32 protein-coding genes are annotated in these 24,513 nt (G+C 59.7%); 26 read left to right on the forward strand and 6 right to left on the reverse strand.

Annotation, left to right across the window (positions count from 1 at the left end):
* Nucleotides 1-7: 7 nt before the first annotated feature.
* From rplE to bfr, 16 genes are all read left to right on the forward strand, one after another.
* Nucleotides 8-547 (forward strand): 50S ribosomal protein L5, encoded by a 540-nt coding sequence (rplE, locus tag HBN63_RS16335; RefSeq protein ID WP_090255796.1) that lies wholly within the window; start codon nt 8-10, stop codon nt 545-547.
* Between the two features lie 13 nt (nt 548-560).
* Nucleotides 561-866: a 30S ribosomal protein S14 gene (rpsN, locus tag HBN63_RS16340; RefSeq protein WP_090255793.1), complete on the forward strand. Its 306-nt coding sequence runs from the start codon at nt 561-563 to the stop codon at nt 864-866.
* A gap of 182 nt (nt 867-1,048) precedes the next feature.
* A complete protein-coding gene (gene rpsH, locus HBN63_RS16345; protein ID WP_069519903.1) occupies nt 1,049-1,441 on the forward strand; it encodes a 30S ribosomal protein S8 in 393 nt (130 codons plus the stop codon).
* 12 nt (nt 1,442-1,453) lie between these two features.
* Nucleotides 1,454-1,987, forward strand: a complete 534-nt coding sequence (gene rplF / locus HBN63_RS16350) for a 50S ribosomal protein L6 (protein WP_160089362.1) — start codon at nt 1,454-1,456, stop codon at nt 1,985-1,987.
* 10 nt (nt 1,988-1,997) lie between these two features.
* Nucleotides 1,998-2,348: a 50S ribosomal protein L18 gene (gene rplR, locus HBN63_RS16355; RefSeq protein WP_003293038.1), complete on the forward strand. Its 351-nt coding sequence runs from the start codon at nt 1,998-2,000 to the stop codon at nt 2,346-2,348.
* Between the two features lie 3 nt (nt 2,349-2,351).
* On the forward strand, nt 2,352-2,852 hold the full coding sequence (gene rpsE / locus HBN63_RS16360) for a 30S ribosomal protein S5 (RefSeq protein WP_090255789.1): 501 nt from the start codon (nt 2,352-2,354) through the stop codon (nt 2,850-2,852).
* Between the two features lie 2 nt (nt 2,853-2,854).
* Nucleotides 2,855-3,034 (forward strand): 50S ribosomal protein L30, encoded by a 180-nt coding sequence (gene rpmD, locus HBN63_RS16365; protein WP_079204534.1) that lies wholly within the window; start codon nt 2,855-2,857, stop codon nt 3,032-3,034.
* A gap of 3 nt (nt 3,035-3,037) precedes the next feature.
* The gene (gene rplO / locus HBN63_RS16370) at nt 3,038-3,472 is read left to right on the forward strand and encodes a 50S ribosomal protein L15 (protein ID WP_090243121.1); all 435 of its coding nucleotides are present in this window, start codon (nt 3,038-3,040) and stop codon (nt 3,470-3,472) included.
* Nucleotides 3,473-4,801 carry a preprotein translocase subunit SecY gene (secY, locus tag HBN63_RS16375; RefSeq protein ID WP_090255788.1) on the forward strand — a complete coding sequence of 443 codons (1,329 nt, stop codon included), beginning with the start codon at nt 3,473-3,475 and terminating at the stop codon, nt 4,799-4,801.
* Nucleotides 4,802-4,827: 26 nt separating this feature from the next.
* Nucleotides 4,828-4,944, forward strand: coding sequence for a 50S ribosomal protein L36 (rpmJ, locus tag HBN63_RS16380; RefSeq protein ID WP_002555468.1), 117 nt, complete (start codon nt 4,828-4,830; stop codon nt 4,942-4,944).
* 131 nt (nt 4,945-5,075) lie between these two features.
* Entirely contained in the window at nt 5,076-5,432 is a 357-nt protein-coding gene (gene rpsM, locus HBN63_RS16385; protein ID WP_090255786.1) for a 30S ribosomal protein S13, read from the forward strand.
* A gap of 30 nt (nt 5,433-5,462) precedes the next feature.
* Nucleotides 5,463-5,852, forward strand: coding sequence for a 30S ribosomal protein S11 (rpsK, locus tag HBN63_RS16390; protein WP_013789773.1), 390 nt, complete (start codon nt 5,463-5,465; stop codon nt 5,850-5,852).
* 17 nt (nt 5,853-5,869) lie between these two features.
* Nucleotides 5,870-6,490 (forward strand): 30S ribosomal protein S4, encoded by a 621-nt coding sequence (gene rpsD / locus HBN63_RS16395; RefSeq protein ID WP_090255783.1) that lies wholly within the window; start codon nt 5,870-5,872, stop codon nt 6,488-6,490.
* A gap of 22 nt (nt 6,491-6,512) precedes the next feature.
* Nucleotides 6,513-7,514: a DNA-directed RNA polymerase subunit alpha gene (gene rpoA / locus HBN63_RS16400; protein ID WP_090255780.1), complete on the forward strand. Its 1,002-nt coding sequence runs from the start codon at nt 6,513-6,515 to the stop codon at nt 7,512-7,514.
* A gap of 42 nt (nt 7,515-7,556) precedes the next feature.
* A complete protein-coding gene (rplQ, locus tag HBN63_RS16405) occupies nt 7,557-7,943 on the forward strand; it encodes a 50S ribosomal protein L17 (protein ID WP_069519894.1) in 387 nt (128 codons plus the stop codon).
* A 161-nt stretch (nt 7,944-8,104) separates the two neighbouring features.
* Nucleotides 8,105-8,569, forward strand: a complete 465-nt coding sequence (gene bfr, locus HBN63_RS16410; RefSeq protein ID WP_170050152.1) for a bacterioferritin — start codon at nt 8,105-8,107, stop codon at nt 8,567-8,569.
* 57 nt (nt 8,570-8,626) lie between these two features.
* Here the strand turns inward: bfr and uvrA are convergent, their stop codons facing one another.
* On the reverse strand, nt 8,627-11,461 hold the full coding sequence (uvrA, locus tag HBN63_RS16415; RefSeq protein ID WP_170050153.1) for an excinuclease ABC subunit UvrA: 2,835 nt from the start codon (nt 11,459-11,461) through the stop codon (nt 8,627-8,629).
* 135 nt (nt 11,462-11,596) lie between these two features.
* Here uvrA and HBN63_RS16420 point away from each other — a divergent pair, with 135 nt between their 5' ends.
* From HBN63_RS16420 to HBN63_RS16435, 4 genes are read left to right on the forward strand one after another with little or no spacing between them, the layout of a single operon-like run.
* The gene (locus tag HBN63_RS16420) at nt 11,597-12,985 is read left to right on the forward strand and encodes an MFS transporter (RefSeq protein WP_170050154.1); all 1,389 of its coding nucleotides are present in this window, start codon (nt 11,597-11,599) and stop codon (nt 12,983-12,985) included.
* 17 nt (nt 12,986-13,002) lie between these two features.
* Entirely contained in the window at nt 13,003-13,494 is a 492-nt protein-coding gene (locus tag HBN63_RS16425) for a single-stranded DNA-binding protein (protein WP_160089354.1), read from the forward strand.
* Between the two features lie 21 nt (nt 13,495-13,515).
* Complete coding sequence (locus HBN63_RS16430) at nt 13,516-14,400, forward strand: sugar nucleotide-binding protein (protein WP_160089352.1); 885 nt, start codon at nt 13,516-13,518, stop codon at nt 14,398-14,400.
* Nucleotides 14,393-15,328 carry an NAD-dependent epimerase/dehydratase family protein gene (locus HBN63_RS16435; RefSeq protein ID WP_090255770.1) on the forward strand — a complete coding sequence of 312 codons (936 nt, stop codon included), beginning with the start codon at nt 14,393-14,395 and terminating at the stop codon, nt 15,326-15,328. Before HBN63_RS16430 ends, HBN63_RS16435 begins: the two co-directional genes overlap by 8 nt.
* A 57-nt stretch (nt 15,329-15,385) precedes the next feature.
* Here HBN63_RS16435 and HBN63_RS16440 read toward each other — a convergent pair whose 3' ends face one another.
* Complete coding sequence (locus tag HBN63_RS16440) at nt 15,386-16,072, reverse strand: OmpW family outer membrane protein (protein WP_160089348.1); 687 nt, start codon at nt 16,070-16,072, stop codon at nt 15,386-15,388.
* Nucleotides 16,073-16,336: 264 nt separating this feature from the next.
* On the opposite strand from HBN63_RS16440, the gene HBN63_RS16445 reads away from it, so the two are divergent.
* From HBN63_RS16445 to HBN63_RS16470, 6 genes are read left to right on the forward strand one after another with little or no spacing between them, the layout of a single operon-like run.
* Nucleotides 16,337-17,107, forward strand: coding sequence for a DUF3450 domain-containing protein (locus HBN63_RS16445; protein WP_090255767.1), 771 nt, complete (start codon nt 16,337-16,339; stop codon nt 17,105-17,107).
* A complete protein-coding gene (locus tag HBN63_RS16450; protein ID WP_170050155.1) occupies nt 17,104-18,450 on the forward strand; it encodes a MotA/TolQ/ExbB proton channel family protein in 1,347 nt (448 codons plus the stop codon). Before HBN63_RS16445 ends, HBN63_RS16450 begins: the two co-directional genes overlap by 4 nt.
* Nucleotides 18,443-18,991, forward strand: coding sequence for a MotA/TolQ/ExbB proton channel family protein (locus HBN63_RS16455; RefSeq protein ID WP_090377279.1), 549 nt, complete (start codon nt 18,443-18,445; stop codon nt 18,989-18,991). The genes HBN63_RS16450 and HBN63_RS16455 overlap by 8 nt, the downstream gene beginning before the upstream one ends.
* Before the next feature lie 10 nt (nt 18,992-19,001).
* Complete coding sequence (locus tag HBN63_RS16460; RefSeq protein WP_090255761.1) at nt 19,002-19,412, forward strand: biopolymer transporter ExbD; 411 nt, start codon at nt 19,002-19,004, stop codon at nt 19,410-19,412.
* Complete coding sequence (locus HBN63_RS16465) at nt 19,412-20,095, forward strand: energy transducer TonB (protein WP_170050156.1); 684 nt, start codon at nt 19,412-19,414, stop codon at nt 20,093-20,095. Before HBN63_RS16460 ends, HBN63_RS16465 begins: the two co-directional genes overlap by 1 nt.
* A gap of 1 nt (nt 20,096) precedes the next feature.
* Entirely contained in the window at nt 20,097-21,194 is a 1,098-nt protein-coding gene (locus HBN63_RS16470) for a hypothetical protein (protein ID WP_160089340.1), read from the forward strand.
* A gap of 80 nt (nt 21,195-21,274) precedes the next feature.
* Here HBN63_RS16470 and HBN63_RS16475 read toward each other — a convergent pair whose 3' ends face one another.
* Genes HBN63_RS16475 through HBN63_RS16490 form a run of 4 tightly spaced genes read right to left on the reverse strand, consistent with a single transcriptional unit; the run spans nt 21,275 to nt 24,419 of the window.
* Nucleotides 21,275-21,808 (reverse strand): DUF3299 domain-containing protein, encoded by a 534-nt coding sequence (locus HBN63_RS16475; RefSeq protein ID WP_170050157.1) that lies wholly within the window; start codon nt 21,806-21,808, stop codon nt 21,275-21,277.
* A 9-nt stretch (nt 21,809-21,817) separates the two neighbouring features.
* A complete protein-coding gene (locus HBN63_RS16480) occupies nt 21,818-23,083 on the reverse strand; it encodes an ABC transporter permease (RefSeq protein WP_160089336.1) in 1,266 nt (421 codons plus the stop codon).
* Nucleotides 23,084-23,085: 2 nt separating this feature from the next.
* A complete protein-coding gene (locus HBN63_RS16485) occupies nt 23,086-23,796 on the reverse strand; it encodes an ABC transporter ATP-binding protein (protein WP_170050158.1) in 711 nt (236 codons plus the stop codon).
* Between the two features lie 47 nt (nt 23,797-23,843).
* The gene (locus HBN63_RS16490) at nt 23,844-24,419 is read right to left on the reverse strand and encodes a DUF2796 domain-containing protein (protein ID WP_160089332.1); all 576 of its coding nucleotides are present in this window, start codon (nt 24,417-24,419) and stop codon (nt 23,844-23,846) included.
* Nucleotides 24,420-24,513: the final 94 nt, after the last annotated feature.

The raw sequence follows: 24,513 nt of genomic DNA on the forward strand, positions 1-24,513 counted from the left end.
GAAGACCATGGCACGACTAAAAGAGATTTATCGGAAAGAAATCGCTCCCAAGCTTAAGGAAGAACTTAAGCTTGCCAACGTGATGGAAGTTCCGCGTATCACCAAGATCACCCTTAACATGGGCCTGGGCGAAGCAATCGGTGACAAGAAAATCATCGAGCACGCTGTTGCCGACCTGGAAAAGATTACCGGTCAGAAAGTCGTTGTGACTCATGCCCGTAAGTCGATTGCAGGCTTCAAGGTTCGTGAGGGCTGGCCGATCGGCGTTAAAGTAACTCTGCGCCGTGAGCGTATGTACGAGTTCCTGGATCGTCTGCTGTCCATCTCCCTGCCGCGCGTGCGTGACTTCCGCGGCCTGAATGCCAAGTCCTTCGATGGTCGTGGCAACTACAGCATGGGCGTGAAAGAGCAGATCATCTTCCCGGAAATCGACTACGACAAGATCGATGCTCTGCGTGGTCTGGACATTACCCTGACCACCACTGCCCGTACGGATGATGAAGGTCGCGCCTTGCTGCGTGCTTTCAAATTCCCGTTCCGCAACTGATTGGAGTTGGATCATGGCCAAAACCAGCATGAAAAACCGCGAGCTGAAACGTCAGCAAACGGTAGCCAAGTACGCTAAGAAGCGTGCCGAGCTGAAAGCTACCATCGCCGATCTGAACGCCAGTCCAGAAGCGCGTTGGGCAGCACAAGTAGCGCTGCAGAAGCAGCCGCGTGACGCCAGCGCCTCGCGCCTGCGCAATCGCTGCCGCATTACCGGTCGTCCGCACGGCGTTTATCGCAAGTTCGGTCTGTCGCGTATCAAGCTGCGTGAAGCTGCAATGCGTGGTGATGTACCAGGTCTGGTTAAAGCCAGCTGGTAAAAAACAAAGCCGGCTAGTGCCGGCTTTGTCTTATCTATGAATCAGGCCCCTTTGGGGCTTGATTCATTTTTGATCAGTCTCTAGAATGCTCGGCTCGCCTGAGCCTGGGTTCAATTTTTCCCAGAATTCTCAGCGACTGTAGCCGCAAGGCTAATTCTTTTTGTATCAGGAGCGTCTAGCCCATGAGTATGCAGGACCCGTTAGCGGACATGCTAACTCGTATCCGTAATGCCCAGATGGCTGAAAAGTCCGTCGTAAGCATGCCGTCTTCCACGTTGAAGGTGGCTGTAGCCAAAGTTTTGAAAGACGAAGGTTATATTGCGGGTTATCAGATCAGCGGTGAAGTTAAGCCGCAGCTGTCCATCGAGCTGAAATACTTCGAAGGCCGTCCGGTTATCGAAGAAGTTAAGCGCGTTAGCCGTCCAGGCCTTCGCCAATACAAATCCGTCGATGATCTGCCGAAAGTTCGTGGCGGTCTCGGTGTATCCATCGTCTCCACCAACAAGGGTGTGATGACGGACCGCGCTGCGCGCGCTGCCGGTGTCGGCGGCGAAGTGCTTTGCACAGTGTTCTAAGGGGGGATAAGCATGTCTCGCGTTGCTAAGAACCCCGTAAAGCTGCCCGCTGGTGTTGAGATTAAACTCGCCGGCCAACAGCTTTCGGTAAAGGGTGCCAAGGGCACTCTCGAACTGAACGTTCACTCGTCCGTTGAAGTTCTGCAAGAAGCTGGTGAGCTGCGTTTTGCTGCTCGCAATGGCGATCAGCAGACTCGTGCAATGGCCGGTACCACTCGCGCCCTGGTCAACAATATGGTGATCGGTGTTAGCACTGGCTTCGAGCGTAAGCTGCAGCTGGTTGGTGTTGGTTACAAAGCGCAAGCCAAAGGTCAGGTGCTGAACCTCGCTCTCGGCTTCTCCCATCCGATCGACTATGAGTTGCCGGACGGTGTAGTTGCTGAAACCCCGAACCAGACCGAGATCCTGATCAAGGGTGTCGACAAACAACTGGTTGGTCAGGTCGCTGCGGAGATTCGTGACTTCCGTCGTCCTGAACCTTATAAGGGCAAAGGTGTTCGTTACGCTGACGAAGTCGTCCGCCGTAAAGAAGCCAAGAAGAAGTAGGGCATAGCAAATGACCGACAAAAAAGTTACTCGACTGCGTCGCGCTCGCAAAGCACGCCTGAAAATGCACGAGCTCGAAGCCGTGCGTCTCTGCGTGTATCGCTCTTCGCAGCACATCTATGCCCAGGTCATTTCGGCCGACGGCAGCAAGGTTCTGGCCAGCGCCTCTACCTTGGACAAAGCACTGCGTGACGGCGCCACTGGCAACGTCGACGCGGCCAAGAAAGTTGGCGAGCTGGTTGCAGAGCGTGCGAAAGCCGCTGGTGTAACTCAGGTTGCATTCGACCGTTCTGGCTTCAAGTACCACGGCCGCGTCAAGGCGCTGGCTGATGCTGCTCGTGAAGGCGGGCTGGAGTTCTAAGTTATGGCAAATAACGACCAAAAGCGCGACGAAGGCTATATCGAGAAGCTGGTACAGGTTAACCGCGTTGCCAAGACCGTTAAGGGTGGCCGTATCTTCACTTTCACCGCGTTGACCGTGGTTGGTGATGGTAAGGGTCGCGTCGGTTTCGGCCGTGGCAAATCCCGTGAAGTGCCTGCTGCCATCCAGAAAGCGATGGAAGCTGCTCGTCGCAACATGATCCAGGTTGATCTGAACGGCACCACTCTGCAGTACGCAATGAAGTCTGCTCATGGCGCCTCCAAGGTGTACATGCAGCCTGCTTCTGAAGGTACCGGCATCATCGCCGGCGGCGCTATGCGTGCCGTTCTGGAAGTGGCTGGCGTGCAGAACGTTCTGGCTAAGTGCTACGGCTCGACTAACCCAGTGAACGTGGTGTACGCCACTTTCAAAGGTTTGAAAGCTATGCAGTCGCCAGGTTCTGTTGCGGCTAAGCGTGGCAAGAGCGTCGAGGAGATTCTCTAATCATGGCTAATACCGTAAAAGTCACGCTGATCAAAAGCATGACCGGCCGTATTCCTAACCATAAGCTCTGCGTTAAGGGTCTGGGTCTGCGTCGCATCGGTCACACCGTAGAAGTGCTGGATACTCCCGAGAATCGCGGGATGATCAACAAGGCTTACTACATGCTGCGAGTCGAGGGTTAATACATGTACCTGAACGATTTGAGTCCTGCGCCGGGTTCCCGTCGCGAGAAGCACCGTCCGGGCCGTGGTATCGGTAGCGGTTTGGGTAAGACTGGTGGCCGCGGCCACAAAGGTCAAACCTCCCGCTCCGGTGGCACCATTGCTCCGGGTTTCGAAGGCGGCCAGCAGCCTCTGCACCGCCGTCTGCCTAAGTTCGGTTTCGTTTCTTTGAAGGCTATGGATCGCGCACAAGTGCGTACTTCCGAGCTGAATAAAATCGAAGGCGGCATTGTTACTCTGCAGTCGCTGAAGGATGCCAACCTGATCAACCAAAACGTACAGCGTGTGAAAGTCATGCTGTCCGGTGAAGTTACTCAGGCAGTCACCCTTAAAGGTATCGCCGTCACCAAAGGTGCGCGCGCGGCTATCGAAGCAGCTGGCGGTAAGTTCGAGGAATAAATGGCTAAGCAAGGTGCTCTCTCAGCGCTCAGCAATGGCGGGTTGTCCGAACTCTGGGCTCGTTTGCGCTTTCTGTTCATGGCGATCATCGTCTATCGGATAGGTGCACACATCCCGGTTCCAGGTATCAATCCGGACCGGCTAGCGGACCTGTTTCGACAGAATGAGGGGACCATTCTTAGCTTGTTCAACATGTTTTCCGGCGGCGCGCTGGAGCGCATGAGCATTTTTGCACTGGGGATCATGCCGTACATTTCGGCGTCGATCATCATGCAGCTCATGACCGCTGTTAGCCCGCAGCTGGAGCAGTTGAAGAAGGAAGGTGAAGCTGGCCGTCGCAAGATTAGCCAGTACACCCGCTACGGCACCCTCGTTCTGGCTATTGTCCAAGCAGTCGGCATGTCCGTCGGCCTGGCCAGTCAGGGCGTAGCGTTTACAGTCGATTTCGGCTTCCACTTCGTTGCGGTCACCACTTTTGTGGCGGGTGCAATGTTCATGATGTGGTTGGGCGAGCAAATCACTGAGCGTGGTGTTGGCAACGGTATTTCGATGCTGATTTTTGCAGGCATCGTGGCCGGTCTGCCGTCGGCGATTGGGCAGTCTTTCGAGTCTGCTCGTCAGGGTGATATCAATATCTTTGCTCTGATTGCCATCGGTTTGCTGGCAGTAGCGATTATCGGTTTCGTGGTGTTCATTGAGCGTGGTCAGCGTCGCATTGCGGTGCACTACGCCAAGCGTCAGCAGGGCCGTAAGGTCTTCGCTGCGCAGACTAGCCACTTGCCGTTGAAGGTGAACATGGCGGGGGTTATCCCAGCTATTTTCGCCAGCAGCCTTCTGTTATTCCCGGCCTCGCTGGGTGCCTGGTTTGGTCAGTCTGAAGGTATGGGCTGGCTGCAGGATATTTCACAGGCTATCGCTCCTGGTCAGCCGTTGAACATTTTGCTGTTTAGTGCAGGGATCGTTTTCTTCTGCTTCTTCTATACAGCGTTGATGTTCAACCCGAAAGACGTAGCGGAGAACCTGAAGAAGTCCGGTGCCTTTATTCCGGGTATCCGTCCCGGTGAGCAATCGGCACGCTATATCGATGGCGTGTTGACTCGCTTGACCATGTTCGGTGCTCTGTACATGACGGCCGTATGCTTGTTGCCCCAGTTCCTGGTGGTGGCTGCCAACGTACCGTTCTATCTTGGCGGGACCTCGTTGCTGATCGTGGTCGTGGTTGTTATGGACTTTATGTCGCAAGTACAATCGCACCTCGTTTCGCACCAGTACGAATCCCTGATGAAGAAAGCCAACCTGAAGGGCTACGGCAGCGGCATGCTGCGCTGAAGTCCATAAGGTTCGAGGAGTTGGTGATGAAAGTTCGTGCATCGGTGAAAAAGCTGTGCCGTAACTGCAAGATTATCCGTCGCGAAGGTGTTGTTCGCGTCATTTGCAGCGCGGAGCCGCGTCACAAACAGCGCCAAGGCTGAGTGTGAGTGAAGTTACAAGCCCGGCAGCTAGTGCGCTGCCGGGTTGATTATTTGTTTCTACAGCGCTAATATCTCGCGCCCTATTTCTTGGCTTCCGGGGCGTAGGTAGCTGTCAATTGGAGTTCCACTGAATGGCCCGTATTGCAGGCGTTAACATTCCGGATAACAAGCACACTGTTATCTCGTTGACCTACATCTATGGTGTTGGTCGTACTACTGCACAGAAAGTCTGTGCTGCCGCCGGCGTTAATCCGGCTGCAAAGATCAAAGATCTCTCTGACGAGCAGATCGAGCAGCTGCGTGGCGAAGTAGCCAAGGTGAATACCGAAGGCGACCTGCGTCGTGAAGTGAACATGAAAATCAAGCGCTTGATGGACCTGGGTTGCTACCGCGGCCTGCGTCATCGTCGTGGTCTGCCGGCTCGCGGTCAGCGTACCAAGACCAACGCGCGTACCCGCAAGGGCCCGCGTAAGCCGATCCGCAAGTAATCGCATTCGCGCATCGACAGGAATCTAGTCATGGCAAAACCTGCTGCTCGTACTCGTAAGAAAGTCAAAAAGACGGTGGTTGATGGCATCGCCCACATCCACGCTTCTTTCAACAACACAATCGTGACCATTACTGACCGTCAGGGCAATGCTCTGTCTTGGGCTACCTCTGGTGGTTCGGGTTTCCGCGGTTCGCGTAAAAGCACCCCGTTCGCTGCCCAGGTGGCTGCTGAACGTGCTGGTCAAGCTGCGCTGGAATACGGTCTGAAGAACCTCGACGTTAACGTCAAGGGCCCAGGTCCGGGTCGTGAGTCCGCTGTCCGTGCTTTGAACGGCTGTGGCTATAAGATCGCCAGCATCACCGATGTGACGCCAATCCCGCATAACGGGTGCCGTCCTTCGAAGAAGCGTCGCGTGTAATCAGGAGACAGTGAGAAATGGCTCGTTACATTGGTCCCAAATGCAAACTGTCTCGTCGTGAAGGCACAGATCTTTTCCTGAAAAGCGGTGTACGCGCTCTGGAATCGAAGTGCAACATCGAAGCAGCCCCAGGTATTCACGGTCAGCGCCGTGGCCGTCAGTCCGACTACGGCACCCAGCTGCGTGAGAAGCAAAAAGTTCGTCGTATCTACGGTGTGCTTGAGCGTCAATTCAGCGGTTATTACAAAGAAGCTGCCGGCAAGAAAGGCGCTACTGGTGAGAACCTGCTGCAACTGCTCGAGTGCCGCCTGGATAACGTGGTTTACCGCATGGGCTACGGCGCAACTCGCGCTGAATCCCGTCAGCTGGTATCGCACAAGGCGATCAGCGTAAACGGTAAAACTGTTAACGTACCGTCCTACCAGGTTAAAGCTGGTGACGTTGTTGCAGTTCGCGAGAAATCGAAGAATCAGCTGCGCATTGTTCAAGCTCTTGAGCTGTGTGCCCAGCGTGGCCGCGTTGAATGGGTAGAAGTAGACACTGAGAAGAAGTCTGGCGTGTTCAAAAACGTCCCGGCGCGCAGTGATCTCTCCGCTGACATCAACGAAAGCCTGATTGTCGAGCTCTACTCCAAGTAAGGGCTAGAAAATAGGTGCATCCATGCAGATTTCGGTAAATGAGTTCCTGACCCCCCGTCACATTGATGTGCAGGTGGTCAGTTCGACCCGCGCCAAGATCACTCTCGAGCCTCTCGAGCGTGGTTTTGGCCATACGCTGGGCAACGCGCTGCGTCGCATCCTGTTGTCCTCCATGCCTGGCTGTGCAGTAGTCGAGGCCGAGATTGACGGTGTACTCCATGAGTACAGCGCCATCGAAGGTGTTCAGGAAGACGTCATTGAAATCCTGCTCAACCTGAAAGGTCTGGCTGTCAAACTGCACGGTCGTGACGAAGTGACGTTGACTCTGGCGAAGAAGGGCTCGGGCGTAGTTACCGCTGCCGATATTCAGCTGGATCACGATGTCGAAATCGTCAATGGCGACCACGTAATCGCCAACCTGGCTTCCACTGGCGCGCTGAACATGAAGCTCACCATAGCTCGTGGTCGCGGCTATGAGCCGGCTGATGCTCGTCAGAGCGATGAAGATGAAAGCCGCAGCATTGGTCGCTTGCAGCTGGATGCTTCGTTCAGCCCGGTACGCCGTGTGTCGTACGTGGTGGAAAACGCTCGTGTTGAGCAGCGTACTAACCTGGACAAACTGGTTATTGACCTGGAGACCAACGGTACTCTGGACCCTGAAGAGGCTATCCGCCGCGCTGCAACCATTCTGCAACAGCAGTTGGCTGCGTTCGTCGACCTCAAAGGTGACAGTGAGCCTGTTGTTATCGAGCAGGAAGATGAGATCGATCCGATCCTCCTCCGTCCGGTTGATGACCTGGAACTGACTGTACGTTCGGCTAACTGCCTCAAAGCAGAGAACATTTACTACATCGGCGATCTGATTCAGCGCACCGAAGTAGAACTGTTGAAAACGCCGAACCTGGGCAAGAAATCCTTGACTGAAATCAAGGATGTTCTGGCTTCTCGCGGTCTGTCCCTCGGTATGCGCCTCGACAACTGGCCGCCGGCAAGTCTGAAGAAAGACGATAAGGCGACTGCCTGATCGTCATCATCACCGAACGTGAGTTTGGTAAGGAATTGAACCATGCGTCATCGTAAAAGTGGCCGTCACCTCAGCCGCACCAGCGCACACCGCAAGGCCATGTTCCAGAACATGGCGGTATCGCTGTTCGAGCATGAGCTGATCAAAACTACTCTGCCGAAAGCCAAAGAGCTGCGTCGCGTTGCCGAGCCGCTGATTACTCTGGCTAAAGAAGACAGCGTTGCCAATCGTCGTCTGGCTTTCGATCGTACTCGTTCGAAAGCCATCGTCGGCAAGCTGTTCAACGACCTGGGCAAGCGCTACGCCACCCGTCAGGGCGGTTACCTGCGTATCCTCAAGTGCGGTTTCCGCACTGGCGACAATGCTCCAATGGCTTATGTTGAACTGGTTGACCGTCCGGTCGCTGGTGCAGCTGTAGACGCTGAGTAAGTCGTAGGTTGTTCGAAAAACCGGGCCTTGGCCCGGTTTTTTTATGGCTGGAAAATGCCCCGCAGTAGCATGTTCATCTGGGTCGCATGCGCTGTGCTTGACCCGTTAGCGTTCGGCGGCCAGCATTAGCCTATGTTTGTGGCGTCCTAAGGAAAATATCCATGAAAGGCCATATTGAAGTTATCGATTACCTGAAGATGCTGCTCAAGGGTGAGCTGGCGGCCCGGGATCAGTACTTCGTGCATTCGCGCCTCTATGAGGATTGGGGGTTCAGCAAGTTGTATGAGCGGATCAACCATGAAATGGAAGAGGAGACTCAGCACGCCGATGCCATCCTCAAACGCATTCTGTTTCTCGAGGGCACGCCGGACATGGTTCCGGACAGCTTCCGCTTCGGGGAGAGCGTTCCGGAGATGCTCAAGCTGGACCTCGCCCTTGAGTACCATGTGCGTGCGGCGCTGAGCAAAGGCATCGCCCTGTGCGAGCAGCATCAGGATTACCAAACCCGCGATATTCTTTTGGTTCAGCTCAAAGATACCGAAGAGGATCACGCCTATTGGCTGGAGGTTCAGCTAGGGTTGATCGACCGAGTTGGCCTGGAGAATTACCTGCAGGCGCAGATGTAAAATTTCTGCAGCCAACAAAAAGCCCCGCATGTGCGGGGCTTTTTGTTGTGCGCGGGCTTAGTCGCGATCACGCTCCAGCAGCGGTTTGAGGAAGTAGCCAGTGTGCGACTGCGGCATCTCTGCGACTTCTTCGGGCGTGCCGACTGCGATGATCTGGCCGCCCTTGGATCCACCCTCAGGCCCGAGATCCACTAACCAGTCGGCGGTTTTGATCACGTCCAGGTTGTGCTCGATCACCACCACGGTATTACCGTGGTCACGCAGGCGGTGCAGCACGTCGAGCAGTTGCTGGATATCGGCGAAGTGCAGGCCGGTGGTCGGCTCATCGAGGATATACAGGGTCTTGCCGGTGTCGCGCTTGCTCAGCTCGCGTGAGAGTTTCACCCGCTGCGCTTCGCCGCCGGACAGAGTCGTCGCGCTCTGCCCCAGCTTGATGTAGGACAGGCCGACATCCATCAGCGTCTGCAGCTTGCGCGCCAGGGCCGGTACGGCATCGAAGAACACCCGCGCTTCCTCGATGGTCATATCCAGCACTTCGGTGATGCTCTTGCCCTTGTACTTCACTTCCAGGGTTTCGCGGTTGTAGCGCTTGCTCTTACACACGTCGCAGGGCACGTAGATGTCCGGCAGGAAATGCATTTCCACTTTGATCAGGCCGTCGCCCTGGCAGGCTTCGCAGCGTCCGCCCTTGACGTTGAAGCTGAAGCGTCCCGGCCCGTAACCGCGCGAGCGCGACTCCGGAACGCCGGCAAACAGCTCGCGGATCGGGGTAAACAGCCCGGTGTAGGTCGCCGGGTTCGAGCGTGGCGTGCGGCCGATCGGACTTTGGTCTATATCCACCACCTTGTCCAGGTGCTGCAGGCCGTCGATGCTGTCGTGGGCGGCGGCTTCCAGGGTGGTGGCGCCGTTCAAAGCAGTGGCACTGAGCGGGAACAGGGTGTTGTTGATCAGCGTCGATTTGCCCGAGCCGGACACCCCGGTGACGCAGGTGAGCAGGCCAATCGGAATCTCCAGGTCGACATTGCGCAGGTTGTTGCCGCGCGCGCCTTTGATCTTCAGCGAGAGCTTTTTATCTCGTGGCGTGCGCTTGGCCGGCACTTTGATCTTCACGCGTCCGGAGAGGTATTTGCCGGTCAGCGAGTCCGGGTGGGCCATGACTTCGGCTGCGGTGCCCTGGGCGACGATCTGCCCGCCGTGCACGCCGGCACCCGGGCCGATATCCACCACGTAATCGGCCATGCGAATGGCGTCTTCGTCGTGCTCGACCACGATCACCGTGTTACCGATATCACGCAGGTGGCGCAGGGTGCCGAGCAGGCGCTCGTTGTCGCGTTGATGCAGGCCGATGCTCGGTTCGTCGAGGATGTACATGACGCCCACCAGGCCAGCGCCGATCTGGCTGGCCAGACGAATACGCTGCGCTTCACCGCCGGACAGGGTGTCGGCGCTGCGGTCCAGGGTCAGGTAGTCGAGGCCGACGTTGACCAGAAACTGCAGGCGTTCGCGGATTTCCTTGAGGATCTTCTCGGCGATCTCGCCACGGCGACCGGGTAGCGTCAGGCTGCCGAAATACTCGGTGGCGTCGCCAATCGGCATGCCGCTGACCGCCGGTAGGGTCTTCTCGCCGACCCACACATGCCGCGCCTCACGGCGCAGGCGTGTACCGCGGCAATCCTGGCAGGCCTGGGTGCTGAGAAACTTGGCCAGCTCCTCGCGCACGCTGGTGGATTCGGTTTCGCGGTAACGCCGCTCCAGGTTCGGCACGATGCCTTCGAAGGGGTGCGAGCGTTTGACGATGTCGCCACGGTCGTTGAGGTACTTGAAGTCGACGTTCTGCGTGCCGCTGCCGAACAGGATGCACTTCTGGTGTTCGGCGCTGAGCTCATCGAAGGGCACTTCCAGGCTGAAGCCGTAATGCGCAGCGAGGGAGCCGAGCATCTGGAAGTAATAGACGTTGCGACGGTCCCAGCCGCGGATCGCGCCTTCGGCAAGCGTCAGCTCACCATTGACCAGGCGCTTGGTGTCGAAGAACTGTTTTACGCCCAGGCCGTCGCAAGTCGGGCAGGCGCCGGCCGGGTTGTTGAAGGAAAACAGCTTAGGCTCCAGCTCGCTGATCGAGTGGCCACACACCGGGCAGGCAAAGCGGGCGGAGAAAATGATTTCTTCGCCTTCCTCTCCTTCCATCGGGGCGATCAGTGCAAGGCCGTCGGCCAGCTTCAGGGCAGTTTCGAAGGATTCGGCCAGGCGCTGCTGTAAATCGCCACGCGCCTTGAAGCGGTCAACTACGGCATCGATGCTGTGTTTCTTTTGCTTGTCGAGTTTTGGCAGTTCGTCCAGCTCATAAATCTTGCCGTTGACTCGCACGCGGACGAAACCCTGGGCGCGCAGCTCATCAAAGACTGCCAGGTGTTCGCCTTTACGTTCGCGGATCACCGGGGCCAGCAGCATCAGCTTGCTGCCTTCGGGCAATGCCAGCACCTGGTCGACCATCTGGCTGACGGTTTGCGCTTCCAGCGGCAGATCATGGTCCGGGCAGCGCGGAATACCGGCGCGGGCGTAAAGCAGGCGCAGGTAGTCGTAGATCTCGGTGATGGTGCCCACGGTGGAGCGCGGGTTGTGCGAGGTGGATTTCTGCTCGATGGAGATCGCCGGCGACAGGCCTTCGATGGTGTCGACATCGGGCTTTTCCATCATCGACAGAAATTGCCGGGCGTAGGCCGACAGCGACTCGACATAACGGCGCTGGCCCTCGGCGTAGAGGGTGTCGAATGCCAATGACGACTTGCCGGAACCGGACAGGCCGGTGATCACGATCAGCTTGTCGCGCGGCAGGTTCAGGTCGATGTTTTTCAGGTTGTGGGTGCGCGCACCCCGAATCAGAATCTTGTCCACAAACAACGGCCTCGCATGGCGGGCGGAAAACCACCGAGTATACGGGCCTGAAGGCGGGCGCGGCAAAGCGTCACTGCTGTGCCGCACTCATTCAGTGCTGCTAGAATCGCCGCCTATTTCGACAGGGCGTTTTCCATGCATGATCCGCACAGCGAGCGCATGAGCGGCAGTGAAACCCGCGCGGCCGGTGGCCTGGCGTTGGTGTTCGCGTTCCGTATGCTCGGCATGTTTATGGTGCTCCCAGTGCTGGCGACCTATGGCATGGAGTTGCAGGGCAGCACACCGGCACTGATCGGCCTGGCGATAGGCGCCTACGGCCTTACCCAGGCTTTTCTGCAAATCCCCTTTGGCATGCTCAGTGACCGCATCGGTCGGCGGCCGGTGATCTATGTTGGCCTGCTGATTTTCGCCGCCGGCAGCCTGTTAGCGGCCAATGCCGACTCGATTTACGGGGTGATTGCCGGGCGAATTCTGCAGGGTGCTGGGGCGATTTCTGCTGCGGTGATGGCGCTGCTGTCCGATTTGACTCGTGAACAACATCGCACAAAGGCCATGGCGATGATCGGCATGAGTATCGGTCTGTCGTTTGCCGTGGCGATGGTGGTCGGCCCGCTGCTGACGCGTGCGTTCGGGCTGTCCGGACTGTTTCTCGCCACCGCCGCCATGGCGCTGCTCGGTATTCTGATTGTCGCCGGGCTGGTGCCGCGTTCCGCAGGGCCGTTGCAGCACCGTGAGTCGGGTGTAAGCACGCAGGCGTTGCTGCCTACGCTCAAGCACGGCGACTTGTTGCGTTTGGATTTCGGCATTCTGGTGCTGCACGCGATTCTAATGGCCAGCTTTATCGCCTTGCCGTTGGCGCTGGTAGAGCAGGGCGGCCTGGCCAAGGAAGAGCACTGGTGGGTCTATCTTACCGCGCTGCTGGTGGGTTTCTTCGGCATGGTGCCATTCATTATTTATGGCGAGAAAAAACGCCGGATGAAGCATGTGCTGCTCGGCGCGGTCAGCGTGCTGCTGCTATGTGAACTGTTCTTCTGGTGGTTTGGCACCAATCTACGTGCTCTGGTGCTCGGCACGGTGGTGTTCTTCACCGCGTTCAACCTGCTGGAAGCTTCGTTGCCGTCGCTGATTAGCAAAGTAGCCCCTGCGGGCGGCAAAGGCACGGCGATGGGGGTGTATTCCACCAGTCAGTTCCTCGGCGCGGCCCTCGGCGGCATCTTGGGTGGCTGGTTGTATCAGCACTACAGCCTGTCGGGTGTGTTTGCGGGCTGTGCCCTGCTGGCTCTTTTTTGGCTGGCCTTTGCTGTTACTATGCGCGAACCGCCGTATGTCACCAGCCTGCGTCTGCCGCTTTCAGCTGCGGCTTTGCAAGAGGCGGGGTTGGTCGAGCGTTTACAGGCTGTGCCCGGAGTGGCGGATGCCGTAGTGGTGCGCGACGAAGCGGCCATCTATATCAAAGTGGATACCCAACAATTGGACCGCACGTCCCTTGAGCGCCTCATAGAGCCGGCGCCGGTGGCGTGCTGAAAGCCTAGGAGAACGTTATGGCCCGTGGGGTTAACAAAGTCATTCTGGTCGGTACCTGCGGACAGGACCCGGAAACCCGCTACCTGCCGAGCGGCAACGCGGTCACCAACCTGAGCCTGGCAACCAGCGAGCAGTGGACCGACAAACAGACCGGTCAGAAAGTCGAAAAAACCGAATGGCACCGTGTATCTCTGTTCGGCAAAGTTGCCGAGATCGCCGGTGAATACCTGCGCAAAGGTTCGCAGGTGTACATCGAAGGTAAGTTGCAGACCCGCGAGTGGGAAAAAGACGGCGTTAAGCGCTACACCACTGAAATCATTGTCGACATGCAGGGCACCATGCAGCTGCTGGGCGGCCGTCCGGACAACGCCGGTGGTGGTGACTCGGCTCCACGTCAGCAGCGCCCTGCACCGCAGCGCGAGCAGCAGTCGGCCCCGCGCCCCGCGCCACAGCAGGCACCTCAGCCCGCAGCGGATTTTGACAGTTTCGATGACGATATCCCGTTCTGATCTGCTGAGTTAACGCCGATCATGCGTATGCGGCTGATGCTGCTAGGTGGCGGTAATGCGCTGGGGCAGGCGTTGATTCGCCTTGGCGCCGAGGAAGACATTGGCTTTCTCGCCCCCAAACCGCCGGAGTCAGGCTGGGACCCCGCCAGCCTCACTCAGTTGCTGGATGACACCCGCCCCGATGCCCTGATCAACCTTGCTTACTACTTCGACTGGTTCCAGGCCGAAGTGGTCAGCGAGGCGCAGTTTGCTGCCCAGGAGCGTTCCGTTGAGCGTCTGGCCGAGCTCTGTCAGCATCATCAGATCCGTCTGCTGCAACCTTCCAGTTATCGCGTCTTCGATGGCTCGCGGGCGACTGCCTACAGCGAGCGGGAAGAGCCTGCACCGCTGGGTATCCGTGGTCAGGCCCTGTGGCGCTTCGAGCAGCGCGTGCGGGCCACCTGTCCGCGGCATGTGCTATTGCGCTTTGGCTGGCTGTTGGATGACAGTGCCAATGGCCTGCTCGGGCGCTTTCTGACCCGCGCTGCGCATGATGAACCTTTGCTACTGGCCGATGATCGACGCGGTAATCCGACGCCAATCGATGACGCAGCCCGGGTGATTCTCGCGGTGCTCAAGCAGTTGGATTGCCAGACACCGCTGTGGGGCACATACCACTACGGTGGGCATGAGGCGACCACCTCGCTGGCGCTGGGCCAGGCGGTGCTCAGTGAGGCGCGCCACTTTCGCAGCAATCTGGTTGAGGACGTGGGGCCGCAGGCGCACAGCGCGCGGCCGGATGCCGCTGAAGAGCCGCAACATGCGGTGCTGTCCTGCAAGAAAATCCTTCACACCTTCGGCATCAAACCGCGAGCCTGGCGCTCGGGGCTGCCGAGCCTACTGGATCGTTATTATCGCCATGTCTGACTCACGTTCTGTTTTGGTTACTGGTGGCGCTGGCTTTATCGGTTCGCACCTGGTCGATGCGTTGCTGGCTCGGGGCTACAGCGTCCGGGTGCTGGACAACCTGTCGATGGGCAAGCTGACCAATCTGCCGTTGGATAATCCGCAGTTGCAGTTTATCGAGGGCGATGTGGCCGATGCTGCAGTGGTCGCGCAGGCGGTGGCCGGGTGTGAGGCCGTGGCGCACCTGGCTGCAGTGGCCTCGGTGCAGGCCTCGGTGGATGATCCGGTGGCGACGCACCAGAGCAATTTTGTCGGCACGCTGAATGTCTGTGAGGCGATGCGCCTGCATGGCGTCAAGCGTGTGCTGTTTGCTTCCAGTGCAGCGGTGTATGGCAACAATGGTGAAGGCCAGGCTATTGATGAAGCCACGGCGAAGGCTCCGCTGACGCCTTATGCCGCTGACAAGCTGGCCAGTGAGCATTACTTGGATTTCTATCGTCGCCAGCATGGCCTCGAACCAGCGATTTTTCGTTTCTTTAATATCTTCGGGCCGCGTCAGGATCCGTCTTCGCCGTACTCCGGGGTGATCAGCATCTTCACCCAGCGCGTCCAGCAGGGCTTGCCGATCAGCGTATTCGGCGATGGTGAGCAGACCCGCGACTTTTTCTATGTCGAGGACCTGGTTGTGCTGCTGACTCAAGCGCTGACTGCGTCGCAGGCGGTGGAGGGGGCGGTGAACGTTGGCTGGAATCAGGCTGTCAGTCTGAATCAGCTGCTGGCGCAGATCGGTGGGCTGTGTGGTGGCTTGCCTGATGTGCAGTATCAGGCGCCGCGCGCAGGTGATATTCGCCACTCGCGTGCGGATAACCGGCGCTTGCAGGCGCAGTATCAGCTGCCCACAGCCACGCCGATCGGTGAAGGCCTGCGGCGTTTGCTGGCGCAAGGATGAATGCACTTTGCCATAAAAAAACCGGCCTTGATGGCCGGTTTTTTTATGGCTGATGGCTTAGAACTTATAGCCCAGGCCGACCATGTAAACGAACGGGTCTACGTCTACATCGACTTTAACCTTGCTGCCGCCAAAGTTGGTGGTGCCAGTGGTTTCGATGTCGATATAACGCACTTGGGCGTTGAGCATGATGTTGTCAGTCAGCATGTAGTCCATGCCCACCTGCGCGGCCAGGCCCCAGGAATCTTTCATGTCCAGGCCGCTGAAGCCCTTACCTTCTGCTTCGCTGCTTAGTTTGGTGTCGAAGAACCACGTGTAGTTGATGCCTGCGCCTACATAGGGCTGGAATGCCGAACTGGAATCCAGTGGGTAATACACCACGCTCAGGGTCGGCGGCAGGTGCTTCAGTTCACCGAGATTGCCGTTCAAGCCGGCGAAGCCGCCGGGCATGCCTTTTACGCCGACGTTATGGCTGAACGGGGTGGCCGCCAGCAGCTCGATGCCGATGTTGTTGGTCAGCATATAAGCGAAGTTCAGGCCCAGCTGGGTGTCGCTGTCCAGGGTCGCTTTGGTGCCGGCTACGTCAGTGCCGAGTGCGCCGACCCAGATGTCACTGCTGCTTTCCTGTGGGTCAACCGTGATGGCGCCGGCCCGCACGATGATGTCGCCAGCTTGGTGCGCGTGCGCCAGTGGGGCGGCGATAGCAAGGGCCAGCAGTGAAGCGGTAAACAGTGAGGTACGCATGGTGTGCTCCCATAAAGCATCGGTTCGTATTGGCTGAGTACGATGTTAGGGGCGCGAAAAAAACGACTGTTGATCCAGCTCAATAAAAGTAGCTGGCTATCTAATTATGTAGGGTTTCGTTTGCGAGCGTGTCGCAAATAATATGTTATATTATTTCTTTTATTGCGTGTCCAAGCGAATAAGTATTGCTGTTGGTTGCTCAAAAGGCGGGATGCAGTTGATAATAGTTCTCTTTATTGCGCCACTCAGTTCAAGGAATATTTCATGATCCCTCTGCCGAAGCGCCTGTTGGCAGTCGCTCTGGTTCTGGCCAGTGCGCCTTTAGCGGCGACCCCTCTGGATGCCGCGCTGGATGAAAGTCAGCAATTGGCTGCCGATGCCAAGGCCTCGCAGGCGCGTATCGAGCAGCTCGATGACGCCAGCCGGGAGATGCTCACCGAGTACCGTAACGCATTGCAGCAGGCTGAAGCGTTGCAGGGTTATAACGCTCAATTACGCGAGCTGGTAGCGGCGCAACGCAAAGAGCTTGCTGGCTATCAGCAGCAGCTCGATGGCATCGAGCGCACTCAGGAGGCGGTGACGCCACAGATGCGCCGCATGGTTGAGGTGCTGGGTGAGTTTATTGCCGCTGACTTGCCGTTCCTACCGGATGAGCGCAGTGATCGTCTGGCTCAGTTGCAGGACTTGCTGCCGCGTGCGGATGTCAGTCTGGCCGAGAAATACCGGCGCATCCTTGAGGCCTACCAGGTGGAGAGCGATTACGGCCGCACCCTGGAAGCCTGGCGCGGTGAACTGCCGAATGAAGGCACGTCGCGCAGCGTCGAATTCCTCCGTCTGGGTCGCGTGATGTTGTATTTCCAGACCCTCGATGGCCATGAAAGTGGCTGGTGGAACCCGCAAACCCGCAGCTGGCAGATCCTCGACGGCAGCGCCCGGCGCCCGTTGCGCCAAGCTATTGCGATTGCCCGCCAGGAGCAGGCCCCGGCCGTGCTTGACCTGCCCGTGAAGACCCTGGCGCTGGAGGCCAAGCCATGAATCGTCGTGTTCTCGCGTTTACCCTGGCCCTGCTGCCCGCCCTGGCTGGCGCTGCCGAACCGCTGAGCCCGGATCAACTGCTGCAACGTATTCGTAGCGAGCGCGCGGCTGAAGTCAGCGCCATGCAAAGCCGCGAGCAGGCCTTTATTGCCGAGCGTGGCGAGCGTGCCCAACTGTTGGCCACTGCGCGCAGCGCCCTGGCCACACAGAAGGCCGAAGCCGAACGACTGAAGGCTGAGTTTGACCGCCAGGAAGCCGCATTGGCCGACCAAGAAAAACTCCTCAGCCAGCGTGCCGGTCACCTCGGCGAGTTGTTTGGCGTGGTCCGCCAGAGCGCCGGTGATGTCGCCGGCCAATGGCAGGACAGCCTGCTCAATGCTCAGTACCCCGCGCGCCTGGCGCGTCTCAAGGCGCTGGCCGAAAGCCGTACGCTGCCTTCGGCAGCCGACCTCGATGGCTACTGGATGCTGCTGCTCGAAGACCTCACCGCTAGCGGTCGGGTTGAACAGCTGCAACTGCCGGTAGTGGCTGCCGACGGTACGCGTATTCCGCAGGATGTGCTGCGGGTCGGCGCGTTCTCCGCCTACGCTGCCGATGCCTTCCTGCGTTATGACGCCGATGCCGGCGAGCTGCTGGCGCTGCCGCGTCAGCCGTCCGGTTTGGGCCAGGTCGCGGACTATCTCGATAGCAGCGACGCCGTCGCCAGTCTGCCGGTTGATCCAAGCCGCGGCACCTTGCTGGCGCAGTTGCAGCGCGAGCCTGGCTTGTGGGATCGCGTACAGCAGGGTGGTCTGGTCGGCTGGGTGATTCTGGTCCTCGGCGCATTCGGCCTGCTGCTGGCGATCTGGCGCATGGTCTATCTGACCCGCGTAGGTCGTGGCGTCAGCGCGCAGATGCATGACTTGAGCGCACCGCGTGCCGACAACCCGCTGGGTCGGATCATCGGTGTGCTGGGGCCGAAACCGCAGCTGGCTGATCTGGAAACCCTGGAGCTGAAGCTCGACGAGGCGATCCTGCAGGAAACCCCACCGCTGGAAAAAGGCCAGGGCCTGCTCAAACTGCTCAGCGCCGTGGCGCCGCTGCTCGGTCTGCTCGGCACCGTGACCGGCATGATCGTCACCTTCCAGGCGATTACCCAGGGCGGTGGTGGCGATTCGCGACTGATGGCCGACGGCATCTCGCAAGCGCTGGTGACCACGGTGTTGGGGCTGGTGGTGGCGATTCCGCTGCTGTTCCTGCACACCCTGCTGGCCAGTCGCAGCAAGGGCCTGATTCAGCTGCTGGAGCAGCAAAGCGCTGGGCTGATTGCCCTGCACCTGTCCGGGGCGCCGCGCCGTGACTGATTGGCTGGCGCTATGGTTGCGCCTGGTGGACAGCGGCCATGCCCTGCTCGACTTCATGAGCGCCGGTGGCGTGGTGATGTGGGCGTTGGCTGGCCTGTGCGTGGTGTTCTGGACCCTGGTGTTCGAGCGCTTCTGGTACATGCGCCGGGTATTTCCGGAGTGGGTCAGCGAGCGCCGTCAGGCCTGGCAGCAGGTACTGAGTGACGACACCGGTAACTGGCAGCGCGCAGTGCGCAGTGCCTGGTTGGCCCAGGCGCAACAGCATCTGCTCGGCCCGCTGCGCCTGAGCAAGACCCTGGTGGCGATGTACCCGCTGCTGGGCTTGCTTGGCACGGTCAGCGGCATGGTCGCGGTGTTCGACGTGCTGGCCATCAACGGCACCGGTAACCCGCGCGGCATGGCGGCTGGGGTTTGGCAGGCGACTCTGCCGACCATGGCTGGCATGGTCTTGGCGATTAGTGGATTGTTCAGCCTGGCGCGCCTCGAACGCGATGCACGCCGGGCTTTAGAGCGGCTGGCTGACCAGCTGCGTCACGACTGAGATTCGACACATGAGAATGCGCCGTCACCACCAGCAAGACGAAGACACCGGCATCGACCTGACGCCGATGCTCGACGTGGTCTTTATCATGCTGATCTTCTTTATCGTCACCAGCTCCTTTATCAAGGAAGCCGGCGTCGAAGTGCAGCGGCCCCAGGCGGAAACCGCCAGCCCGCAGGACAAAGGCAATATCCTCATCGCCATCACCGCCGATGGGCAGGTGTGGATGGACAAGAAAGTTGTTGATGTACGCAGCGTGCGTGCCCACGTCGAGCGCATGCGCGTCGACCAGCCGGACGGCGCCGTGGTGGTTCAGGCCGATCAGGACGCGCGTACCGGCCTGGTCGTGCAGGTGATGGATCAGGCGCGCCTGGCCGGTGTACATGACGTGGCCCTTGCCGCTACGGCGGGAGCGCTTTGATGCGTTTGCCACTGTCCTTTGTCGCGGCCTGTGTGATGGCGCTGGCGCTGTTCGGCCTGATGCTTTACATGGTCGCGCCGCCCAGCAGCAAGCCGAGTGAGGAACCGCTGACGGTGGCCAATTTCGTCCGTCTTGACGGCGACTCCAGCGACACCGCGACGCGTACCCGCCAGCAGGCACCGCAGCCGCCGAAAGCACAAACGCCGCAAACCCCGACACCGCCAACGCCGATGGCTGCTACCCCAAGCGCCAACCTACCGGCCCTGGACTTGCCGGTGCCGAGCCTGAGCAGCGGCATCGCCGTCAACAGCGCGCCGACGCCGAGTTTGACTGGTCTGGCAGCGGGTGCCTCGGCGCCAAGCGCGCCGGCCCCGAGCGATGCCGGTGGTCAGCCGGGCGGCCCGGAAAGTGAAGTGATGCCGCTCAACGATGTCAGCCCGGAATACCCGCGCTACGCTCTGCAGCGCGGCATTGAAGGGCATGTGAAGCTGGCGTTCACCATCAACCGCGCAGGTGCGGTAGAAAACGTGCGCGTCATCGAAGCCAGCCCGCAGAACGTGTTTGAGCGCGAAGCCCGCCGCGCCGCCGTGCGCTGGCGTTTTGCGCCGCGCACCGAAGGCGGTCTGGCGGTGGCCCGTGAAGCGGTGAAAACCCTGTACTTCCGCCTGGAAGGAGCTCGCTGATATGTATCGTCTACTGCTGCTGATCGCGCTGTACGGCGCTGGTGCTGCGCAGGCGGCTGGGCAGAGTGTTGATCCGGGCGTGTTTCGCGCGCTGGATACGGCGCAGACCGCACAGAAGAAGGGGGACTACGCGGCCGCGCGCCGCGCTCTGGATGCTGCCAAGGGCACGCCGGGTAGCCTGGAAGAAGCGTTGCTGTGGCGCAGCCGCGGTTATCTGGCCTGGGCCGAAGGGCAGAATGCTCAGGCCATCGAGCTGCTGGAAAAGGTACTGAAGAGCGGCAAGCTGGACGCCGAGCTGCAGGCCGCTGAAGAGCTGAACCTGGCCCGTCTAAACCTGGTCGAGCGCCGCTACGCCCAGGTGGTGACCCTGCTGGCCCCGGGGCAGACTAACGCCAATGAAGAGGTGCTGCAGATGCTGGTGCAGGCCTACCAGGGCCTCGGTCAGCCGGCCAAGGCGCTGCCGTTGGCCGAGCGTTATGTGCAGGCTAATCCGCAGGCTGCCGACAGCTGGTTGCAGTTTCTCGTCGCAATGAACGCTGATCTGAAGAAGTACGCTGCCGCTGAGCGCTGGCAGCGCCAGTTGCTCGCGCGCCAGCCGAATAACGCCCAGGGCTGGCGTCAGCTGGCAGCCTTGCAGCAGCTGAGCGGCAGTCACGACAAATCGCTGGCTACCTTGCGCGCGGCGTATCAGAAGGGCCTGCGCTTCAATGAAAGTGAACTGGACAACCTGGTGCTGCTGGCGGGCGCTGCCGATCAACCCTGGCAGGGCGCCAAGCTGCTTGCCGGGATGCTCGACCAAGGCCTGTTGCCGCGCACCAGTGCCCGCGAGGAGCGGCTGGGGCTGCTCTGGTGGCAGGCGCGTGAGCGCAGCAAATCGGCGCAGGTATTCCGCGAGCTGGCGCAGCGCTCGGGCAGTGCCAAGCACTGGCTGCACCTGGCCCAGCTGGAGCTGGAGCAGGCGCGCTGGCAGGCCGGGCTCGACGCCCTGGCAAAGGCCGAACGAGCCGGCGCCGAACGCAGCAAAGTGCGCGCCTGGCGCCAGTGGGCGGAAAGCGAGCTGAGTTATCAGCGTGACAAGCGGATCGCCAGCGCCGGCTGATCGACTGCCGGCTGGTTACGTCCAATAAAAAAGCCAGACTCGAAGTCTGGCTTTTTTCTGGCTGGTCGCCGCGTAGTGTCTCAGCTGTCCGGCAGCTCATAGGCGTAGATCTTTTCCGCCTCCATCTGATAACCGGCTTCGGCCAGCTCGCTGCTGGTCTGCTCGACCTTAAGTGGGCCCTCGATCCAGAACGGCTGATACAACGCATCGAGCAGCACACCCAGCTCGCTGGTGACATGTACGATTTGGTTCGACGGCGGTGGCGGCACGTGGATGCACGCACCGAAGTACGGCACCAAGAGGAACTCGGTCACCCGGCCTTCATCGGTGACATCCAGCGGTACGATATATCCCGGCAGTTTTACCGATTGACCATCAAGCGCCTGCACCACTGGCGCTGCGGGCGATTGCTGCATGGCTGCCGGGCCTGCTTCATTCTGTGAGCCGGCGAGGGCGTCGGCCAGCTGCGAGAGGTCGTGGATCGGTGCTGGCTCAACGACTTGCGGCGGCGCATCGGCGGGGACCATTTCCGACCAGGTCAGCTCGCGCACCTCGGCAGCCGCCAGGGGCATGGCCAGGGTGAGCAGCAGGGTGGCGAGCAGGGAGCGGTGCATGCAAGAGCCTCATAAACGGATCGATAAGCCATCGGCCAGGGATTGGCGGTACGCGCGCCAGGCCGGTACACATCCCATCAACAGGGCGGCGCTCAGAATAGCGCCGAGCAGCGTCCACTCATAGCGGGTTGGCAGATTCAGTGGCAGGTACAGGCCGTAATTCGCCTGCACATAACCCTGCGCTCCGGCGATGCCCAGGTACAGCAACAGCAAACCGAGCAGCACGCCGGCCAGGGCCAGGGCAAAGGCTTCGACGATCAGCAGGCTGGCGATATGCCAGGGCCGCGCGCCGACCGAGCGCAGAATCGCCATCTCGCGGCGGCGCTCGTTAAGGCTGGTTAGAATCGCCGTAAGCATGCCGATCAGCCCGGTCAGCACCACGAACAGTGAAACCACGAACAGCGCCTTCTCGGCGGTGCCCATCAGGCTCCACAGCTCCTGCAGCGCGACTCCGGGGAGGATTGCCAGCAGCGGCTCACCGCGAAATTCGTTGATCTCGCGTTGCAAGCTGAAGGTGGCGATCTTGCTGTTCAGGCCGAGCATGGCGGCGGTGATCTGCTTGGGTTGCAGGTCCATCGCCCGCGCCTGCTCAGCACTGACCTTGGCCGCGCCGCGTGCGGGCATGCCGTTTTGCCAGTCGACATGCAGGGCCTCCATACCGGCCAGGGAAATATGCAGGGTGCGGTCCACCGGTGTGCCGGTGCGTTTGAGGATGCCGACCACCTTGAACGGTTTGTCGTCATGCTTGACCAAGCTGATGGTGGCCACGCCATGGGCCAGTACCAGCTCCTGATCGAGCTGGTAGTTGAGCGCTTGCGCGACTTCCGCGCCGAGCACCACTTCGAACGGGTCATCGGCAAAGGTACGACCACTGCTCAGCTGCAGCGGTTGGCTGCGGGCATAACGGTAGTGTTCGAAATACGCCGGGCTGGTGCCCATCACCCGGTAGCCACGGTGCGAATCGCCGAGTGAGATCGGGATGGCCCATTTGACCTGACGGTGCTGGGCTAACTGCTCGAAGCTGTCCCAGCGAATATTGTTGGTGGCGTTGCCGATGCGGAATACCGAATACAGCAGCAGGTTCACGCTGCCCGAGCGCGCGCCGACGATCAGGTCGGTGCCGCTGATGGTATTGGCAAAGCTGGCGCGGGCTTCGGTGCGCACCCGCTCGACCGCGAGCAATAGGCATACAGAGAGCGCGATGGCGAACACCGTGAGCCAGGCGGTAAAGCGGCGGTTGCCCAGGCTGGCGAGGGCTAGACGCAATAGGTACATCGTTAAATCTCCGCCAAGCGGGTGGCTTTGTTCAGCTCGGCCAGCGACAGGCTGCGGTCAAACAACCGTGCCAGGCTCTGGTCGTGGCTGACAAACAGCAGGCTGGAGCCGGCCTCGCGGCATTCGGCGAACAGCAGTTCGAGAAAGGCTTCGCGGGCATCAGCATCCAGCGCCGAGGTGGGTTCGTCGGCGATCACCAGTTCCGGCTGGCCGATCAGCGCACGCGCAGCCGCCACACGCTGCTGCTGGCCAATCGATAGGTCACCGGCGCGGCGTTGCAGCAATTCCGGCTGGTGCAAACCCAGGTGGGCGAGCAGGGCGTTGGTGGCCTTGGCCACGCTGCCATGGCGCTGCACAGCACGGCTGGCGCGCAGTTTGGAAAAATGACAAGGCAACTCGACGTTCTCACGCACCGAGAGAAACGGCAGCAGGTTGAATTGCTGGAAGATGTAGCCGGTGTGATCGACCCGGAAACGGTCGCGAGCGCTGGCGGACAGCGTACTCAAGTCCTGCTCAAGCAGCTGGATGCTGCCGCGATTAGGTTTCTGTACACCGCCGAGCAGGCCGAGCAAGGTGGTCTTGCCGCTGCCGCTGGGGCCTTTGAGAAACAGGCTTTCGCCGCGTTGCAGGGTGAACGCGGCGATGTCCAGCAGCTCAGGCTGGCCGGGCCAGGCAAAGCCGAGGTTGCACAGGTGGATCAGGGCTGAGCTCATAAAGTAAGCGGCCGGGTTACCCCGGCCGTTCTGCTGCAAAAAGGTGGTTAGAAACTCAGGGTCGGCTGCGCGGGCGTCAGCTCCAGGCCCTGCTGGCCATTCGGGCCGATCAGTTGTACCTGAATTTTCTCGGTGGCGGGGAAGCGCTTGAACAGTTCGCCGAGGTTAAGTTGTTTCAATTCTTCAGGCTTCTGGCAGTCGAGTGTGTAGTGCGCGTGGATATCACTGTGCTCGCTGTCATGGTCGTGGTGTTCTTCGTGCTTATGCTCAGCAAACAGCGGGCTTTCCAGCTCCTGCTTGCTGATCTGGCAATCGCCCGCATTCAGGCCGAACAGCGGCTGCGGTTGTTCCAGCTGGCTGCGTGCGGCGGCAACCTTGGCTTTGTCGGCGTCGCTCTTGGCAGCATGCTCGAAGCCCACCAGGTTCATTGCCGGGCTTTCCAGTTGCAGCTCCAGCACCTTGCCGTCGAGTACCACGTTGAGTTGCGCGGCGCCGTGCTCGTGAGCGTCCAGGCTGCCGTGCTCGGCGTGATCATGCGCGTGGTCATGTTCATGGCTGTGTTCGGCCGCGAGGGCGGCCAGGGGCAGTAAGGCAAACGGCAGGGCAAGTAGCAGGCGGCGCATGGTGATCTCCGATCAGAAGTTAATGCTTGTTACGTTATAACAATTTTTTAACGCCCATGGCCAGCCTTGCTTGGCGGCCTGCAGTGGACGTGGG

Origin of the sequence: Pseudomonas sp. WS 5011 (assembly GCF_012985775.1) — a bacterium.
GTDB lineage: Bacteria > Pseudomonadota > Gammaproteobacteria > Pseudomonadales > Pseudomonadaceae > Aquipseudomonas > Aquipseudomonas peli.

Excerpts from the sequence above, each read along its gene's own strand:
- rplE (WP_090255796.1), top strand. The coding sequence starts at position 8 with ATGGCACGACTAAAAGAGATTTATCGGAAAGAAATCGCTCCCAAGCTT.
- rpsN (WP_090255793.1), top strand. The coding sequence starts at position 561 with ATGGCCAAAACCAGCATGAAAAACCGCGAGCTGAAACGTCAGCAAACG.
- rpsH (WP_069519903.1), top strand. The coding sequence starts at position 1,049 with ATGAGTATGCAGGACCCGTTAGCGGACATGCTAACTCGTATCCGTAAT.
- rplF (WP_160089362.1), top strand. The coding sequence starts at position 1,454 with ATGTCTCGCGTTGCTAAGAACCCCGTAAAGCTGCCCGCTGGTGTTGAG.
- rplR (WP_003293038.1), top strand. The coding sequence starts at position 1,998 with ATGACCGACAAAAAAGTTACTCGACTGCGTCGCGCTCGCAAAGCACGC.
- rpsE (WP_090255789.1), top strand. The coding sequence starts at position 2,352 with ATGGCAAATAACGACCAAAAGCGCGACGAAGGCTATATCGAGAAGCTG.
- rpmD (WP_079204534.1), top strand. The coding sequence starts at position 2,855 with ATGGCTAATACCGTAAAAGTCACGCTGATCAAAAGCATGACCGGCCGT.
- rplO (WP_090243121.1), top strand. The coding sequence starts at position 3,038 with ATGTACCTGAACGATTTGAGTCCTGCGCCGGGTTCCCGTCGCGAGAAG.
- secY (WP_090255788.1), top strand. The coding sequence starts at position 3,473 with ATGGCTAAGCAAGGTGCTCTCTCAGCGCTCAGCAATGGCGGGTTGTCC.
- rpmJ (WP_002555468.1), top strand. The coding sequence starts at position 4,828 with ATGAAAGTTCGTGCATCGGTGAAAAAGCTGTGCCGTAACTGCAAGATT.
- rpsM (WP_090255786.1), top strand. The coding sequence starts at position 5,076 with ATGGCCCGTATTGCAGGCGTTAACATTCCGGATAACAAGCACACTGTT.
- rpsK (WP_013789773.1), top strand. The coding sequence starts at position 5,463 with ATGGCAAAACCTGCTGCTCGTACTCGTAAGAAAGTCAAAAAGACGGTG.
- rpsD (WP_090255783.1), top strand. The coding sequence starts at position 5,870 with ATGGCTCGTTACATTGGTCCCAAATGCAAACTGTCTCGTCGTGAAGGC.
- rpoA (WP_090255780.1), top strand. The coding sequence starts at position 6,513 with ATGCAGATTTCGGTAAATGAGTTCCTGACCCCCCGTCACATTGATGTG.
- rplQ (WP_069519894.1), top strand. The coding sequence starts at position 7,557 with ATGCGTCATCGTAAAAGTGGCCGTCACCTCAGCCGCACCAGCGCACAC.
- bfr (WP_170050152.1), top strand. The coding sequence starts at position 8,105 with ATGAAAGGCCATATTGAAGTTATCGATTACCTGAAGATGCTGCTCAAG.
- HBN63_RS16420 (WP_170050154.1), top strand. The coding sequence starts at position 11,597 with ATGCATGATCCGCACAGCGAGCGCATGAGCGGCAGTGAAACCCGCGCG.
- HBN63_RS16425 (WP_160089354.1), top strand. The coding sequence starts at position 13,003 with ATGGCCCGTGGGGTTAACAAAGTCATTCTGGTCGGTACCTGCGGACAG.
- HBN63_RS16430 (WP_160089352.1), top strand. The coding sequence starts at position 13,516 with ATGCGTATGCGGCTGATGCTGCTAGGTGGCGGTAATGCGCTGGGGCAG.
- HBN63_RS16435 (WP_090255770.1), top strand. The coding sequence starts at position 14,393 with ATGTCTGACTCACGTTCTGTTTTGGTTACTGGTGGCGCTGGCTTTATC.
- HBN63_RS16440 (WP_160089348.1), bottom strand. The coding sequence starts at position 16,072 with ATGCGTACCTCACTGTTTACCGCTTCACTGCTGGCCCTTGCTATCGCC.
- HBN63_RS16445 (WP_090255767.1), top strand. The coding sequence starts at position 16,337 with ATGATCCCTCTGCCGAAGCGCCTGTTGGCAGTCGCTCTGGTTCTGGCC.
- HBN63_RS16450 (WP_170050155.1), top strand. The coding sequence starts at position 17,104 with ATGAATCGTCGTGTTCTCGCGTTTACCCTGGCCCTGCTGCCCGCCCTG.
- HBN63_RS16460 (WP_090255761.1), top strand. The coding sequence starts at position 19,002 with ATGAGAATGCGCCGTCACCACCAGCAAGACGAAGACACCGGCATCGAC.
- HBN63_RS16465 (WP_170050156.1), top strand. The coding sequence starts at position 19,412 with ATGCGTTTGCCACTGTCCTTTGTCGCGGCCTGTGTGATGGCGCTGGCG.
- HBN63_RS16470 (WP_160089340.1), top strand. The coding sequence starts at position 20,097 with ATGTATCGTCTACTGCTGCTGATCGCGCTGTACGGCGCTGGTGCTGCG.
- HBN63_RS16475 (WP_170050157.1), bottom strand. The coding sequence starts at position 21,808 with ATGCACCGCTCCCTGCTCGCCACCCTGCTGCTCACCCTGGCCATGCCC.
- HBN63_RS16480 (WP_160089336.1), bottom strand. The coding sequence starts at position 23,083 with ATGTACCTATTGCGTCTAGCCCTCGCCAGCCTGGGCAACCGCCGCTTT.
- HBN63_RS16485 (WP_170050158.1), bottom strand. The coding sequence starts at position 23,796 with ATGAGCTCAGCCCTGATCCACCTGTGCAACCTCGGCTTTGCCTGGCCC.
- HBN63_RS16490 (WP_160089332.1), bottom strand. The coding sequence starts at position 24,419 with ATGCGCCGCCTGCTACTTGCCCTGCCGTTTGCCTTACTGCCCCTGGCC.